This is a genomic window from Pseudoalteromonas sp. GCY, from assembly GCF_016695175.1.
In the GTDB taxonomy this organism is placed as follows: Bacteria; Pseudomonadota; Gammaproteobacteria; order Enterobacterales; family Alteromonadaceae; genus Pseudoalteromonas.
In genome coordinates, this window is the sequence record NZ_CP068023.1 from 187,918 (window position 1) to 203,765 (window position 15,848).

The following is a 15,848-nucleotide window of genomic DNA, read 5'->3' on the forward strand; positions in this document are numbered from 1 at the left end:
CGTTAAGTAAACATTAATAGACGAGCTAATATTATCTATGCAACGTAATCGGTAGACGCATTTTCTGATAGACTATCCGAGTCGATACTCAATGCGTAAACTAACAGAGATGGGAAGGAATGATGAAAATTAAAACTTTGAGCTTACTAGTTGCGATGGCAGTAACAGCCAATGCAAATGCAAATACTACTGAGCCTACAGAAGGTGTATATCTTGGTGTATTCGGTGATTACTATGATGCTGACTGGCAAAATCACCGCGATATGGCTGGTCTAGATGTAGAAGACTCTACAGGTTGGGGCGCTGAAATCGGCTACCGTTTTGACAAATTCTGGAGTGGTCGTATCGAATATGCAGATATGGACTTTGACCTTGGTGGTATCAGCAATGGTTCACTAGATGCAGAGCGTTACGGTATCGACGGTTTGTATCATTTTGATGGTGGTCCATTCTATGGTCTAGTGGGTATCAAGAAGATGAACCTAGATGTAATCTCAGATAACACCTTTGCTAACGTAGGTGCTGGTGTTCGTCATTACTTCACCGATCACTTGTTCGTGAATGCAGAAGCGGCAGTTTACCAAGGCCTAGAAGCTGGTTTTACTGATGTTGGTGGTAAAATCGGTATTAACTACTCGTTTGGTAGCGCTGGTAAGTCGGAAGAGGTTGCCCCAGCCCCAGCACCTGTAGTTGCAGAAGCACCACAAGACAGTGACAAAGACGGTGTTGTGGATAGCGAAGACAAATGTGCTAATACACCAATGACGGATGCTGTTGATGCGTCTGGTTGTACTTTGTACGAGACTAAAGAAGACAAAGTAAGCCTACTAGTTCGTTTCCCGCATGACGATGCTTCTTTCTCACAGCAATATGTTGATGATATCAACGCGGTTGCTAAGTTCCTGCAAGAACATAAGAATGCAGATGTTGTGATTGAAGGTCACGCGTCGGCTGTGGGTGATGCTGATTACAACCAAAAGCTTTCTGAGCGCCGTGCGAAAAACGTTGCTGAAAAACTCGTTGATATGGGTGTAGATTCAATGCGTATTACCACGGTTGGTTACGGTGAAGAGCGTTTGAAAAACCCAGCAAACACGCTTGAAGCGCACGCTGAAAACCGTCGCGTGGAAGCGCACGTTTCCTCTAAAGAGAAAGTAAAAGTTAAGCGTTAATTTTTACTTAACTTATGCAAAAAGGCTCCTTCAGGAGCCTTTCAGATTGATGATAAACCCCGCTTTTTTAAGCGGGGTTTATTTTTCCCAGTTGTTGGAGCAGTTTTCTCTGCCGTAAGTTTCAGCGTTGGTTTTTTTGTGTTGGCTAGGCTAATTATTATGATTTGGTGTGTCCAAGGTCGTTTTGAGGGCTTTTAGGGGGGAGTTTTCGAGGTTTTTTGCTAGTGTGCAGCCATGAGCGCCATTTTCTTCATATTTTGACATGCCGCTGCTAACAAGCACTGCGCGGTCACTTTTGGCAGGCCTCTATATCTGCAGTAGCGATGTCCATGATGTTGTTTCGCATCAGCGAAGCTTCTTTCCACCGTTTCGGCTCGTCGTCGATAGAGCTTTTTACCCCAGTCGCTCAGCCTAATCGCATTGGCGTTTTCTACGCTTGATTGCCAAACATGCCGCGTTATAACTTTGGTTTGATTTTTACTGGCTGTGCATTGATTTCTGACTGGACAGCGTCCACATTTTCTTGAGTCGGAATGATAGTGACGATAGCCTGTTCGGCTTGTTGTTTTGTAGATTAGAGTTTCACCTTGCGGGCACAGGTAAGTATCTGTATCGGCTTGATATTGATACTCACGTTTGGCGAAGTAGCCTTTCTTTTTATTTGGTCTTCGGTATCCCAGCACGCCAACTAATTGCCTTTCTTCCAGATTGTGGCATACCGCGGCGGTAAAATAGCCTGCATCTAGCCCAACCGCGATAGGGTTTATCTCAAAGGTATCGAGCGCTCTGTCGAGTCGACAGATAATAGGTTGTGAGTCATGGACATTGCCTGCGGTGGCGTGTGTGTCAACAATAATGCCGTGTTTACCATCCACAATTCGATGGTCTAGATAGAAGAACCCTTTTGGCTTTTCATCCCGTACCATAAACCCGCTATCTGGGTCGGTGCGGCTGACTTTGGTTGGTTTTGTGCAAGGTGTTTCTTCCTTACACTTCAGGGGCTTTTTTCCTTCATCCTCCCGGTCTTGCAGTACCGCTTCGTTCAATTGCTCTACATACACTGAAGGACTGACTTTTAAGTCTTCTATGTCATAGCGCTTTTTATTGGCATTGGCTTTGAGGTGTGTACTGTCAGCAAATAAGCTATAGCCACCTATGAGTTTTTGCTTCATCGCTTGGCGGACAATGTTATCGAAGATGGATTGATAAATGTTGCTGTCTTTAAAGCGCTTTATGCGGTTTTGGCTTAGCGTCGAGTGGTGGATGACATCTTCAGCTAGTCCCATACCTAAAAACCAACGATATGCGACATTGACTTGGATTTCCTTAATCAAGCGACGCTCGCTTTGAATGCCAAACAGGTATCCAAGAAATAAAATCTTGAACATTCGCACTGGGTCAACCGCTGGGCGACCATTGTTTTTACAGTAGAGATGGGTGACTTCATCGCGGATGAATTCGAAATCAATCGCAAGGTCAATCAGGCGAACTAAATGGTCTTTTGGAACCAATTGGTCGATAGCGACCATTTCTAGTTCATATTGCTGAGGGGTTTTGTCTTTAAGCATGGTGAACTCCCTAAACTCACTACGCTTATTAGATCAAAGGGCTAGATCTGTGTCCAGCCCTTTTTCAACAGTCTGAAAGGCTCCTTCAGGAGCCTTTTTTGATCCCATCAAGCATACCTTTTCGCAAAATTAAAATGATTCTCGTTTGACTAATATTCATCAAAATATACTTGTTTCCACATGCTTATTCATTGTATTTATAGTGACTATAAGGCGAGGTATCGCATGCAAGATTTTCATCTATACTCAAAGACCTTATAATTGTTCATTATATTTTATGGTCAAGGGAATGGTTCAGCCGATTGCATCAATAATCGCAGCCAGATCATTTACTTGTCTGTCCACGTCACCAAGAGGGCAATATTGTGCTTCAAGAATATCGTAAACACGTAGAAGAGCGTGCCGCGCAAGGTATCGTGCCTAAGCCGTTAGACGCGCAGCAAACTGCTGACCTTATCGAATTACTAAAAACTCCACCTGCAGGTGAAGAAGAGTTCATCGTTGATCTATTTATCAACCGTGTACCGCCAGGTGTAGATGATGCCGCTTACGTAAAAGCAGGCTTTTTGGCTGCAGTAGCGAAAGGCGAAGCGGAATCACCGCTCATTTCAAGAGAGTATGCAGCTGAACTACTTGGCACTATGCTTGGTGGTTACAACATCGCGCCGATGATCGACCTGCTAGACGACGCAGCACTTGCACCTATCGTTGCTAAAGGTTTGTCTCACACGCTACTGATGTTTGACGCATTCTACGATGTAGAAGAAAAAGCAAAAGCGGGCAATGAGTTTGCTAAGCAAGTGATTGAGTCATGGGCAAACGCAGAATGGTTCCTTGAGAAGCCAGCCGTTGCAGACAAGATTTCAGTGACTGTATTTAAAGTAACTGGCGAAACAAATACGGACGACTTGTCTCCAGCACCAGATGCTTGGTCTCGTCCTGATATCCCATTACACGCGTTGGCTATGCTTAAAAACGAGCGTGATGGTATCAACCCTGATAAGCCTGGGGAAGTAGGTCCAATTGCACAACTTGAAGCGCTTAATGGTAAAGGTTTACCGCTAGCGTACGTAGGTGACGTTGTTGGTACGGGTTCATCTCGTAAATCTGCAACTAACTCTGTACTTTGGTTCATGGGTGATGACATTCCATTCGTACCAAACAAGCGCGTTGGCGGTGTGTGTCTAGGTGGCAAGATTGCGCCTATATTCTTCAACACTATGGAAGATTCTGGTGCATTACCGATTGAGCTTCCAGTTGACGAACTAAACATGGGCGACCAAATCGACATCTTCCCTTACGAAGGTGTGGTTAAGCGTCACGGTACTGACGAAGTTATTTCAACGTTCTCACTGAAATCAGACGTAATTCTAGATGAAGTGCGTGCTGGCGGCCGTATTCCTCTGATCATCGGTCGTGGCCTGACAGACAAAGCTCGTACGTCTCTTGGTCTTGAAGCTGAAGATATCTTCCGTAAGCCTAAGTTAGTGGCTGATTCTGGTAAAGGCTTTACGCTTGCACAGAAGATGGTTGGTAAAGCATGTAACATGGCAGGCGTACGCCCAGGCCAATACTGTGAGCCAACAATGACAACGGTAGGTTCTCAGGATACCACGGGTCCTATGACGCGTGATGAGCTTAAAGATCTTGCTTGTCTTGGCTTCTCTGCTGACTTGACAATGCAGTCATTCTGCCACACATCAGCTTATCCTAAGCCAATCGACGTAAACACACACCACACACTTCCTGATTTCATCATGAACCGTGGCGGTGTATCGTTACGTCCAGGTGACGGTGTTATTCACTCGTGGCTAAACCGTATGCTATTACCTGATACAGTAGGTACAGGTGGTGACTCACATACTCGTTTCCCGCTAGGTATTTCATTCCCTGCAGGTTCAGGTGCGGTAGCATTCGCAGCGGCAACGGGTGTAATGCCGTTGGATATGCCTGAGTCAATCCTTGTTCGTTTTAAAGGTGAAATGCAGCCGGGTATCACATTACGTGACCTAGTACACGCTATCCCTTACTATGCAATCCAGCAAGGTTTATTGACGGTTGAGAAAAAAGGCAAGATCAACGAATTCTCTGGTCGTATCCTTGAGATCGAAGGTGTTGAGCACCTAACAGTTGAGCAAGCGTTCGAACTATCTGACGCGTCTGCAGAGCGTAGTGCGGCAGGTTGTACCGTTAAGCTTTCACAAGCGTCTATCGAAGAGTACCTAAACTCTAACATCGTGATGCTTAAGTGGATGATCTCTGAAGGCTATGGTGATGTACGTACTATTGAGCGTCGTATCACTAAGATGGAAGAGTGGCTAGCAAACCCTGAGCTAATGACTGCTGACGCGGATGCAGAATACGCGCATACCATTGAGATTGATCTTGCTGATATCAAAGAGCCAATCCTTTGTGCACCGAATGACCCTGATGACGCACGTCTACTTTCAGCGGTAACAGGTGAAAAGATCGACGAAGTGTTCATTGGTTCTTGTATGACTAACATCGGTCACTTCCGTGCAGCTGGTAAACTACTGGATAACTTCGGTGGTCGTCTACCAACGCAACTATGGGTTGCTCCACCAACGAAGATGGACCGCGATCAGTTAACTGACGAAGGTTACTACGGTATTTACGGTCGTGTAGGTGCACGTATCGAAACTCCTGGATGTTCACTATGTATGGGTAACCAGGCACGTGTTGCTGATAAAGCAACGGTTGTTTCTACCTCGACTCGTAACTTTCCTAACCGTTTAGGTACAGGTGCAAACGTATTCCTTGCATCAGCAGAGCTTGCAGCGGTAGCTGCTATTCTTGGCAAACTACCAACGCCTGCTGAATATCAAGAGTATGCTGAGAAGATCAATGCAACGGCTGCGGACACGTACCGTTACTTGAACTTCCACAAGATGCCTCAGTACACTAAAAAGGCAGACTCAGTGATCATTCAACAAGCGGTTTAATCACTCGCTCTAGAATACATTGAAAGAGAAAAGTCAGCGCATGCTGGCTTTTTTTATGCACATAAAGCACTCAAGTTAAATGGTGTTATCAAGCATTATTTTAAACCTAGATAAGTAATCTATTAAAGTGGCTATAAGTGGGTTTTTATTGCGTTTTGGTTGTTAAAATCCCGTTTTTTTAAACAGTAATTTTCTCTGGTTTTATTAGAATTGTCGGCAAATTCTCATCAATGGGCGAGAGGATCATGACAACAGTAAACAACCAGAATTTATTACAACTACGCTTTTTACCGCAGTCACATATCGACGCAGTTAAGCCTTTTTTCAATCAACTTCCAGATAACCCTTATGCCGACGGTGCATTCAGAAAGCGCCGTTATTCTGTGGTTAAATTCACTGGCGGCGAAGTGACATTGCAGCCGACTAAGGCTTTCGTTCAAGACGATTCAATTAATACTTTCCAAGGTAATATTGAGCGTGTTTACGAAAACCTTGAGCCGGACATGTTAAACACCGATGGCTTTAAGCATATGCTTGCTGAATTCAAAGCCATGACAGGAATTGCAGACGATACCAGCATAGAAGTGCATCAGTTTCGCATGTTAGCGATTGAAAGCGATACCCCTCCTGCGCCTGAAGGTGTGCACCAAGATGGTTTTGACCATGTGTGTGTTTGCGGTGTTTCTCACGAAAATATCGCCGGTGGTGAGCTATTGGTTTATGAGCACAAAGAAGCTGAGCCCTGTTTCAAAATGGAAATCAAAGATGGTTTATTTGCACTGGTGAATGACCGTGAAGTGTGGCATAACGCAACACCGATGAACAAGCTAGATGCCGAGCAAGTTGGTTATCTAGACTGCTTCGTATTTACAGCCTAAGAGGGTAGTATGGATTTAAATCAAGTGCGTCGTCAGTTCCCTGCGCTTATGCAAAGTATTGGTGGAACCGCGCCAATTTTCCTTGATGGCCCGGGTGGCTCTCAAGTCCCGCAGTCCGTGTTGAGCGCGATGTCTGCTTACCTTGGTTATTTTAACTCTAACTTAGGTGGGGCATTTTTCTCGAGCGATAAGACCGTCAGTTTGATGAGTGAAGCGCGCCAAGCGGTTGCGGATTTACTCAATGCGCCAAGTGCAGATCAAATTGTATTTGGTGCCAACATGACCAGCTTAACCTTTAGCTTTAGCCGTGCACTATCTCGCGAATGGCAAGCGGGTGATGAAGTCATTGTGACCAATGCCGATCACTATTCAAACGTTTCTTCATGGCGTCAAGCCGCCGAAGATAAAGGTGCGACGGTGCATGCGGTGCGTGTTAATGAAACCGATTGCACGCTTGATCTTGCACACTTCGAGTCATTGTTAAATAACAATACCAAGTTAGTCGCTGTGACTTATGCATCAAATACCACGGGTTCAATCAACGATATTCAGCGTATTGTGGAGCTTGCACACCAAGTTGGTGCATTGGTATATGTTGATGCTGTGCATTATGCACCTCATGAGCTAATCGATGTACAAGGTTTGGATTGCGACTTCCTTGCGTGCTCTGCCTATAAGTTCTTTGGTCCGCATGTCGGCATTGTGTATGGTAAGCGTGAGCATTTAGAAGGTTTTACTCCGTACAAGGTGGAGCCGGCAAAAGACATTATTCCAGGCCGCTGGGAAACTGGTACGCAGAGTTTCGAAGGGCTAGCGGGTGTTGTTGCGGCGATTGACTACATTGCTTCACTAAGCGAGATGAGTGCAGATACCCCACGCCGTGAGAAACTGGTTGAGGCGTTTGCACGCACAAAAGCGCATGAGATGCAGCTTAGCCAACACTTTTTAACGCGTTTAGCCGAATTTAAAAAGATTAAACTTTTTGGTATCGAGTCACGTGAGCGACTTGCTGAGCGTACACCAACGTTTGCTTTGATATTTGATGGCATCGAGCCACGTACCGTGTCGGAATTCTTAGGTAAAAAGCACATGTGCGTATGGGATGGCAATTTCTACGCCCAAGGGCTTTGCGAGCAGCTAGGGGTCATGGATAAAGGTGGGGTTGTTCGCATCGGTTGTATGCATTACAACACCATAGAAGAACTAGATAGCTTGTTTGATGCATTCAGTGAGCTATTAGCATAATAAAAAGTGGGAGCTACGGCTCCCATTTCTTCTCGCAACAATCAGGTTCTCTTGTAACTTTACTTCTGTTTCGATACAGCTTTTTAATAGTATACTTTAATTATATGTATTACATTAGCTGGAGGAAATTGTGGAAAGGACTACTGGTGGCGTGATACGAATTACTATTATTCCTCTGTTTTGTTGGCTTCTATCACTGATATTTATTTATGTATATCAGTTTCCTGTCCCCATGGTTGGTATGGTCAATGAAACGGACTTAACGAGTCCACACTTCTGGTGGACGGCAACACTAAGTTATCTCTTTTACGGATTTATCTGCTTTACTATCCCGCTGATGATGCTTATTCAGTATGTCATTTCAAAGTCAAAGTGGATTACAAATCACAGCGGGCAAGACAAGCTGCTTTGGTGTAGTGCCATTCTTTTATGTTTTGCTTGGGCTACTTTACTTAGTCAGTTACACCTTCAATAAATGCATTGAGCTTAGCAATGCGATGGCTCATACCTTCAATAAGCTTGTCTTTGATTTTTTCCCGGATCACATTGGGCAAGCGTGTTAGTGCATCTGGGGCTATTGCCAATATAATGCTGTCTTTTAACGCTTGTGCGCTAGTACTGCGTTCTCGGTTAGTGATAAATGCGCCTTCACCTAAAAATTCACCAGGACCAACCTTACCTAAATCATGGGCCGCATCTTGTTTAAAAATCAAAAATTCACCGCTTAACACAATATACAGGCGATTGTCTTTTTCAAAACGTTTGAAGGCGTGACGCTCTTGCTGCACCAGATATAAGTGACCAAAAGACTCGAGTAACACCTGGCGCTCGGCAAGCGTAAATTCTTTAAAAAACGCTAAGCGATTGATGATCTCTAGTTGTTTAAACAGTGGGACATTTTCAAGCAGTTTCACAGGCTTACATAAGTTAGTACATTGTCTTTATTAAATAGTGGCGACTTTTTTTGATTAGAGCAATGATTTTTTATTGTCGCTTACACCAATCTACTTGATTATGTCGCCAACTATTTATGTGGATTGGTATATAACGATAAGCGACATGAGTTAAATCATTCTAGCAAGCGGGATCGTACGGCGAAGTAGGGCATGTCATCCCCTGATAGCTGATACAGCCTTTATTGTGTGGTGAGGTAACATCATAACCACCAGCAGCTTGCGGTGTAAGCTCATTTGCTAGCTTCTTGCTGTTAGATAAATGTTTTAGTGGTTTTTTATTCAATGTAATTTTCATAGCGATTCCTTTACAAAATGTAAGTTATGCCGAGTCACAAGATACGGCATAGTCCAAGCTACTGGTTGTTTGTGTGATTTTCAATCAGATATTATTCATTTTGGGAACTGGAGTGGTAGGGGAAAAGCTGAGTCATAATACTCAGCTTGTCGTCTAATCTTGAATATTTCTCTCTTTTAGCTTTCTGGTCAACGTATTGCGCCCCCAACCTATCTTTAACGCCGCATCTTGCTTATGACCATGGCAGGCATTGAGTGCGGATTTGATCAGTCGTGTTTCTAATTGTGCCTGTACATCGGGCCAAATATGGTCTTTTCCTTTACGTAACTCTGAGTCTAACCAAGTTTGGAATGCGTCCAGCCAATTGCCATGCTCTAAGGCGTCAATCTGTTGTGGTTTTTCTAGCTCTTCGGGCAGATCCGCTGGGGTAACAAGTTCGCCCGGCGCCATTACCGTTAACCAACGGCAGGTGTTTTCCAGTTGTCTAACGTTGCCTGGCCAATGATACGCTTGCATTTTTTGCAGGGCATGTTTGGAGATGATTTTTGGCTCGGCTTTTAGCTCCTTTGCGCTTTTTGCAAGAAAGTGATCGCACAGTGCGGCGATATCTTCAGGGCGTTCACGTAAGGCTGGTAGTTTTAACCTGACTACATTTAGACGGTGAAACAAGTCTTCACGAAATTTACCTTGCTTGACCAGTGTCTCTAAGTCTTGATGGGTAGCCGCGACAATACGGACATCGACTTTCACGCTGTTGTGACCACCAACCCGATAAAACTCACCATCGGCGAGTACGCGCAATAGCCGAGTTTGTACGTCCAGTGGCATATCACCGATCTCATCTAAAAATAAGGTGCCACCGTCGGCTTGCTCAAAGCGGCCACGGCGCATACTGTCAGCACCAGTAAAAGCGCCTTTTTCATGGCCGAACAACTCAGACTCAACGAGATCTTTGGGGATGGCGGCCATATTGAGCGCAATAAAAGAAGCGTCTTTGCGCGGGCTGTGATTGTGCAGCGCGCCTGCCACAAGCTCTTTACCCGTGCCCGATTCGCCGTTAATCAATACACTCATGCTTGAAGCGGAAAGTTTACCAATGGCGCGGAACACCTCCTGCATCGCCGGGGCTTCACCAATAATGTCGGGGCTATTGGCTTTTTCACTGTGGCGCTTTTGCTTTTTAGTTTGCTGGCCTGCACGAAATGCACGTTGTACAAGGGAAACGGCCTCGTTTAAGTCGAAAGGTTTGGCGAGGTATTCAAACGCCCCTTTTTTAAATGCGTTGACCGCAGAGTCTAAGTCCGAGTGCGCGGTCATAATGATCACCGGCAGGTTAGGGTAGAGCCCTGCTATTTTATCTAGTAAGGCCATGCCATCGATACCAGGCATACGTACATCTGAGATAAGCACCGCAGGTTGCTCATATTCAAGCGCCGTCAATACATCTTGACCACTGGCGAAGCTCTCGGTTTCAAACTCAGCTCGCTTTAATGCCTTTTCTAAAACAAATCGGATTGAAGCGTCATCATCGACTAACCAAACTGATTTCATTGCACGTTTCCTGTTTCGGTGTTGTCAAAGGGAAGGTAGATACTGAACTCAGTGTGTCCTGGCCAACTATCGCATTCGATAAACCCTTGGTGTTGCTCTACCAAAGTTTGTGCGATAGAGAGCCCAAGTCCAGAGCCTCCTTCTTTATTTGTGATCATCGGAAAGAACAATGTCTCTTTTACCTCATCGGCGATCCCCGGACCGTTGTCGCTGATACGGATGAGTAAAGCTTTTTTCAATAGTCGCTCACCATGATGAAGACGGTGTTTAATGCGCGTTGTTATGGTGATCGTACCGTCATGTTGTAGTGCTTGTTGAGCATTGCGCAGCATATTCAGCAGAACCTGCTGAATTTTGGCTTGATCTATCACGATGGCCGGAATACTGGGATCATAATCTTTTACCAAGGTGATATCCGCATCACGCTCCAAGGTGGTTAACTTAATCACCGATTCTAACGCCTGATGGATATTACACGGCTCTTTTTGTGGTAACTGATTGGGTCCAAGCAATCTATCTACCAACTCGCGCAATCTATCTGCTTGCTCAATAATGAGCGTGGCACATTCTTCCCGTTCTTGTTGATCAGTTTCGTACTGCAATAATTGCGCCGCACCGCGGATCCCACCAAGTGGATTTTTTATTTCATGGGCAAGACCGCGAATGAGGTTTCGAGCTGCCTGAAATTGGTGCATTTGATTGGATGCTTGGTCATAACGCAGGGCATCATCAACACGGCGACATTCCACTAAAATATACGCCTTTTCTGCAAGGTAAACTCGTCTGGCATGCAGACTTAGTGTCGCGACACGATTATCTACAAATACCACGTCTACCCTGTGTTGCTGGCAGTCTACGCCATCTTGTAACACGTATTTAGAGAGCCGTGGCAGGTCTATATGATGATGATTAAACACACTATCAATTGCCAGTCCAACAAGCCGTTTAGTGCTTAGTCCCAGCAGTTCACTACTGCTGTAATTGGCATAGTGGATCAATAAATTTTGATCGAGCACTAAAATCGCGGTTGAGAGAGATTGCCAAACTTTATCCAAGTCAATCGAGTTATGTTGATCCATATATGTTCACCGTGCACCAATGTGGTGCAATGAGAATAGCATAGCTTTGCATCCATTGAAGTAAATTATTACCTAAGCTCAGAAACTAGGGGTTTTCGAACTCGTATCCTAAACTTGTTATTAATAAAGCATGCCAACTCTAAGGTGCCCACATTATTAATGCTTTGTTTCAAAAAATACATCTAGCTCGCGTTTGCGGGGGGAGCCTTTTTGTCGCGTTCTGCATGAGCGGTTGTGACTTTCAAAGCGCTAAGTACGTTACCGAACAGATTGACTGCTTCCCTCCTCAAATCGCTAATTTACATCGGTCTATGAATAGCGAGAAAACCACCCTTACAGGTAGGATGCGGGTCGTCCAACCTAACTGGCGAGATAAATATTTATTGCGAACAAAGGCTGAGGCCTACTATCAAGTTCAGGTTGGTGAGCAAAGGTTGTGGATTGAACACAATGAAATGTCGAGTTTGGCCTCCTCAATACCAGAGGGAATGAGTATGGTGTGTTTGCAACTACTGATTGAAAGTCAGTGTAGGTAAGCAATATCATTTTAATTATTCACGGTATTGCGGTGCAAAAAGAACTTATGAGCATCGCTTTGGGCAACTAACGTACCTTTTTGATTAAACACTTTCATAACCACAGAATGTTCGCCGCGATCAATGCCCCGCAAAGAAAACTGAGTATTACTTTGTTTTGGCCCTGTGGCTGTTCCATTGAGAAAGAGTTGCACGCTTAATCCTTGGGTAAATCTTGGCTCTATGGTGCCTGTTACGTATACGCTGCCGCTATTATCACGGATAGTTTGCTCGTGCTCAGGAGAAGTGATTTTAGCTGTATATTGGATAGTTGGTGTCGTGCCCGTTTGCTCAAGAATTTTAGTATCAACACTTGGCATGGTTAAGGCATTGGCATTGAGTTTGACTTCTTTCGAACCAGGCTGCGGGACGTCCGAATAGACCCAATGACCGTTTTTGTCTTTCCAGCGATAGATTTTTGGATTGGACTCTGCTGCAGCATCAATGCTTGTTAGGGCTAGCGTCATGCTAACCGACATTATAAGAAACCACTGACGCACCACAACTCTCCACAGTAAACTACTGTTCATACTTTAGTATAGTGTTGTTGGAATTGCGAGTTACAAATGAGTAACTCCGATAATAAATTTATTCGAGATATTTAATTTAACCTTTTGAATTAAATTAAATTAAATTAAAAAAGCCCGTAATTACGGGCTTGAGAACACATATGATTAAGAGTGCCAGAAACGCATAATGAGTTTTGGCTCTACAAGCTCAATACCGAAGTACTGAGCGTAGTAGTCTGTTAGCGATTAAACGCTATAGTACATTTCGAACTCAACTGGGTGAGTTGTCATGTTTAATTTTTCAACTTCTTTCGACTTAAGTGTGATGTACGCATCGATTAGGTCGTCAGTGAATACGCCACCTTGAGTTAAGAACTCACGGTCAGCATCTAGAGAAGCAAGGGCTTCATCAAGTGATGCTGCAACAGTTGGGATTTCTGCTGCTTCTTCCGCTGGTAGGTCGTATAAATCTTTATCCATTGCATCACCAGGGTGGATCTTGTTGCGGATACCGTCAAGACCAGCCATCAACTGCGCTGCGAAAGCTAGGTATGGGTTAGCCGCAGGATCTGGGAAGCGTACTTCGATACGACGACCTTTCTCTGATGGGATCACAGGGATACGGATTGATGCTGAGCGGTTACGTGCTGAGTATGCAAGCATAACTGGCGCTTCAAACCCTGGTACTAGACGCTTATAAGAGTTTGTTGCTGGGTTAGTGAATGCATTGATTGCTTTAGCATGCTTAATGATACCACCAATGTAGTATAGCGCTTCTTCAGATAGACCGCCGTACTTGTCGCCTGCGAAGATGTTCTTGCCGTCTTTAGCAAGTGATTGGTGGCAGTGCATGCCTGACCCGTTATCACCAACGATTGGCTTAGGCATAAAGGTTGCTGTCTTACCGTATAGGTGAGCCATGTTGTGGATAACGTACTTCATCTCTTGGATTTCGTCTGCTTTAGTCACCATAGTATTAAAGCGAGTAGCAATCTCATTTTGACCAGCAGTTGCTACTTCGTGGTGGTGCGCTTCAACAACGTGGCCCATTTCTTCAAGTACTAAACAAGTAGCTGCACGCCAATCATTAGACGAATCTACTGGTGCTACTGGGAAGTAACCACCTTTTACGCCAGGACGGTGACCTGTGTTGCCGCCTTCGTAGTGCTTGTCTGAGTTCCAAGCTGCTTCTTCAGCATCGATTTTGTACATTGAGCCAGACATGTCAGTTTTAAATTTAACATCGTCAAACAAGAAGAACTCTGGCTCTGGACCGAATAATACGGTGTCTGCAATACCCGTTGAACGCATGAACTCTTCAGCGCGTTTAGCTACTGAACGTGGGTCACGCTCGTAACCTTGGTGTGTGTTTGGTTCAACCACGTCACAACGGACGATAAGGGTTGTTTCTTCTGCGAATGGGTCTAGTTTAGCACTTTCTGCGTCAGGCATAAGTACCATGTCAGATTCGTTGATGCCTTTCCAACCAGCGATAGATGAGCCATCAAACATTTTGCCGTCTTCAAAGAAGTCTTCATCGGCTTGATGATGCGGGATCGATACGTGTTGTTCTTTACCTTTTGTATCTGTGAAACGTAAATCAACAAATTTTACGTCGTGCTCTTTAATAAAATCTAAAACCGATTGTGACATGTGTCCTCCGACTCGTTGGGTTATTTTTTGCTGCAATGTACTGCAATTGCACACAGATAAGCTTGATCTGTGCCATGTTTTTAAGTTTTTGATAAATATTGATTTTTAACTTTTTGGAAATTTACGGGTTAGCTTGGTGCACTAATTTGGTGCGTAAATGTTTCATTATGGTGCGCAATGTTGGTGCAAGCGATTCTCTGCGATAGTCACTTTATCTTCGAGTAAGTGTTTGGAGTATTGGTATAGATTATGAAGTGCAACAAAGCAAAAATTAATTTAATCCGATAGCTGGGATCAGGGTCGTGTTTTAATAAAAAAAGCAAGGCGCCTTGAGGGAGACGCTCTGCCTTCAGGGAGTTAATTTTATCGAAGCTAGTGACTTCTCAGCGAGTATAATGCGGGTTTGGTAATAACCCCGCTGGCTGCTAATACAGTTGTTGCAGCGGTAATTCCGATGATAAGCGACAGCGGCAATACGAATCCAAGCAGGGAGACACTAAACATGACCTCCGAGCTTGCCAGCCAAGCCATCGCTGCAACGGTTGCAAATGTCACACATCCAAGAGCCGTACAGATCACTTTGGTATTTTCTCCTAGTAATCCCAGTACAATACTTTTTGGCGACGCACCAATTGCTATACGCACTCCGAGTTCATAGCGACGCATAGAAACACCGTAATTAAGTACGCCATATATGCCAATTAGTGCGATCAGTAAGGTGATCCCCCAGTGTTGAGCATCACGGCGTTGAAATGAATAATAATCCCAAGGCAACCATACGTCAGTCAGACGGCCCGGAGTAAGCATTTCAGGTTCGCGATTTTGCTCTGATAGCACACCAATGATTTTAAAATTCACTTGGTCTATTTGAATAGATTGTCCGACGATATCGGCTGCTTGACCATAATATTTTTGCCAAGCTTGATAGGACAATACCGCGACTGGCTGCATTGAGTTAAGGCCTTCGTCTGTGCTCGGTCCACGACCTAAGTGAAAGGTAAATCCAAGCATCGGCATAAATTCAGGGGTGGTGTAAGTGGTATTGACTTGCGGCGTTTCAACTTTACTTCTAATCACTTCTTCGGAGTAGCCAAATAGGGCGGTTTGTGACTCCGGCGTTTTTTCATTTTCATAGATCTCAAGCAGCATAGGTATCGGAGTGAAATCATCAAACTCCACTCTATCCTTGATATAGTGCACTGTTTTTGAAACGTAAAGCTGCTCAGCATTGAGGTAAGGCAACGACGCAGAGAGAATAGTAAAGTTTAAATTAAACATCGCCACGAGCGTACCTAGTGTGAGTGCTAGCGTAGAGATAATCGTGATGGTAAATACTTTTACTTTACTCAGAGAGTACAGACTGGCACTCATGTCTTTGACAAGCATATTACTTTCCTCGTTTCC

General features: G+C 44.5%; 12 protein-coding genes. 4 read left to right on the plus strand and 8 right to left on the minus strand.

The window, feature by feature from the left end; all coding sequences use genetic code 11:
- Positions 1 to 122 precede the first annotated feature (122 nt).
- Positions 123 to 1,172: an OmpA family protein gene (locus tag JJQ94_RS06025; RefSeq protein WP_099031329.1), complete on the plus strand. Its 1,050-nt coding sequence runs from the start codon at positions 123 to 125 to the stop codon at positions 1,170 to 1,172.
- A 221-nt stretch (positions 1,173 to 1,393) separates the two neighbouring features.
- Here the strand turns inward: JJQ94_RS06025 and JJQ94_RS06030 are convergent, their stop codons facing one another.
- The gene (locus JJQ94_RS06030) at positions 1,394 to 2,740 is read right to left on the minus strand and encodes an IS1182 family transposase (protein ID WP_099032057.1); all 1,347 of its coding nucleotides are present in this window, start codon (positions 2,738 to 2,740) and stop codon (positions 1,394 to 1,396) included.
- Positions 2,741 to 3,105: 365 nt separating this feature from the next.
- Between JJQ94_RS06030 and acnB the strand changes: the two genes are divergently transcribed.
- From acnB to JJQ94_RS06045, 3 genes are all read left to right on the plus strand, one after another.
- Positions 3,106 to 5,703 (plus strand): bifunctional aconitate hydratase 2/2-methylisocitrate dehydratase, encoded by a 2,598-nt coding sequence (gene acnB / locus JJQ94_RS06035; RefSeq protein WP_099031477.1) that lies wholly within the window; start codon positions 3,106 to 3,108, stop codon positions 5,701 to 5,703.
- Between the two features lie 245 nt (positions 5,704 to 5,948).
- Positions 5,949 to 6,581 carry a 2OG-Fe dioxygenase family protein gene (locus JJQ94_RS06040; RefSeq protein ID WP_099031478.1) on the plus strand — a complete coding sequence of 211 codons (633 nt, stop codon included), beginning with the start codon at positions 5,949 to 5,951 and terminating at the stop codon, positions 6,579 to 6,581.
- Positions 6,582 to 6,590: 9 nt separating this feature from the next.
- On the plus strand, positions 6,591 to 7,826 hold the full coding sequence (locus JJQ94_RS06045) for a cysteine desulfurase-like protein (RefSeq protein WP_099031479.1): 1,236 nt from the start codon (positions 6,591 to 6,593) through the stop codon (positions 7,824 to 7,826).
- 452 nt (positions 7,827 to 8,278) lie between these two features.
- Here JJQ94_RS06045 and JJQ94_RS06050 read toward each other — a convergent pair whose 3' ends face one another.
- The 7 genes from JJQ94_RS06050 to JJQ94_RS06080 form a co-directional block, all read right to left on the minus strand.
- The gene (locus JJQ94_RS06050; RefSeq protein WP_099031481.1) at positions 8,279 to 8,740 is read right to left on the minus strand and encodes a cyclic nucleotide-binding domain-containing protein; all 462 of its coding nucleotides are present in this window, start codon (positions 8,738 to 8,740) and stop codon (positions 8,279 to 8,281) included.
- A gap of 160 nt (positions 8,741 to 8,900) precedes the next feature.
- Positions 8,901 to 9,077: a hypothetical protein gene (locus tag JJQ94_RS06055; RefSeq protein ID WP_157757218.1), complete on the minus strand. Its 177-nt coding sequence runs from the start codon at positions 9,075 to 9,077 to the stop codon at positions 8,901 to 8,903.
- A 153-nt stretch (positions 9,078 to 9,230) separates the two neighbouring features.
- On the minus strand, positions 9,231 to 10,628 hold the full coding sequence (gene ntrC / locus JJQ94_RS06060; protein ID WP_099031482.1) for a nitrogen regulation protein NR(I): 1,398 nt from the start codon (positions 10,626 to 10,628) through the stop codon (positions 9,231 to 9,233).
- The gene (glnL, locus tag JJQ94_RS06065) at positions 10,625 to 11,707 is read right to left on the minus strand and encodes a nitrogen regulation protein NR(II) (protein WP_099031483.1); all 1,083 of its coding nucleotides are present in this window, start codon (positions 11,705 to 11,707) and stop codon (positions 10,625 to 10,627) included. Before glnL ends, ntrC begins: the two co-directional genes overlap by 4 nt.
- 547 nt (positions 11,708 to 12,254) lie before the next feature.
- Complete coding sequence (locus tag JJQ94_RS06070; protein WP_099031484.1) at positions 12,255 to 12,761, minus strand: DUF4124 domain-containing protein; 507 nt, start codon at positions 12,759 to 12,761, stop codon at positions 12,255 to 12,257.
- A 276-nt stretch (positions 12,762 to 13,037) separates the two neighbouring features.
- The gene (glnA, locus tag JJQ94_RS06075) at positions 13,038 to 14,444 is read right to left on the minus strand and encodes a glutamate--ammonia ligase (RefSeq protein ID WP_010374454.1); all 1,407 of its coding nucleotides are present in this window, start codon (positions 14,442 to 14,444) and stop codon (positions 13,038 to 13,040) included.
- 372 nt (positions 14,445 to 14,816) lie between these two features.
- Positions 14,817 to 15,830 carry an ABC transporter permease gene (locus JJQ94_RS06080; protein ID WP_099031485.1) on the minus strand — a complete coding sequence of 338 codons (1,014 nt, stop codon included), beginning with the start codon at positions 15,828 to 15,830 and terminating at the stop codon, positions 14,817 to 14,819.
- Between the last annotated feature and the right edge of the window lie 18 nt (positions 15,831 to 15,848).

Excerpts from the sequence above, each read along its gene's own strand:
- JJQ94_RS06070 (WP_099031484.1), bottom strand. The coding sequence starts at position 12,761 with ATGTCGGTTAGCATGACGCTAGCCCTAACAAGCATTGATGCTGCAGCA.
- ntrC (WP_099031482.1), bottom strand. The coding sequence starts at position 10,628 with ATGAAATCAGTTTGGTTAGTCGATGATGACGCTTCAATCCGATTTGTT.
- JJQ94_RS06055 (WP_157757218.1), bottom strand. The coding sequence starts at position 9,077 with ATGAAAATTACATTGAATAAAAAACCACTAAAACATTTATCTAACAGC.
- JJQ94_RS06040 (WP_099031478.1), top strand. The coding sequence starts at position 5,949 with ATGACAACAGTAAACAACCAGAATTTATTACAACTACGCTTTTTACCG.
- JJQ94_RS06030 (WP_099032057.1), bottom strand. The coding sequence starts at position 2,740 with ATGCTTAAAGACAAAACCCCTCAGCAATATGAACTAGAAATGGTCGCT.
- JJQ94_RS06025 (WP_099031329.1), top strand. The coding sequence starts at position 123 with ATGAAAATTAAAACTTTGAGCTTACTAGTTGCGATGGCAGTAACAGCC.
- JJQ94_RS06045 (WP_099031479.1), top strand. The coding sequence starts at position 6,591 with ATGGATTTAAATCAAGTGCGTCGTCAGTTCCCTGCGCTTATGCAAAGT.
- glnL (WP_099031483.1), bottom strand. The coding sequence starts at position 11,707 with ATGGATCAACATAACTCGATTGACTTGGATAAAGTTTGGCAATCTCTC.
- JJQ94_RS06080 (WP_099031485.1), bottom strand. The coding sequence starts at position 15,830 with ATGCTTGTCAAAGACATGAGTGCCAGTCTGTACTCTCTGAGTAAAGTA.
- glnA (WP_010374454.1), bottom strand. The coding sequence starts at position 14,444 with ATGTCACAATCGGTTTTAGATTTTATTAAAGAGCACGACGTAAAATTT.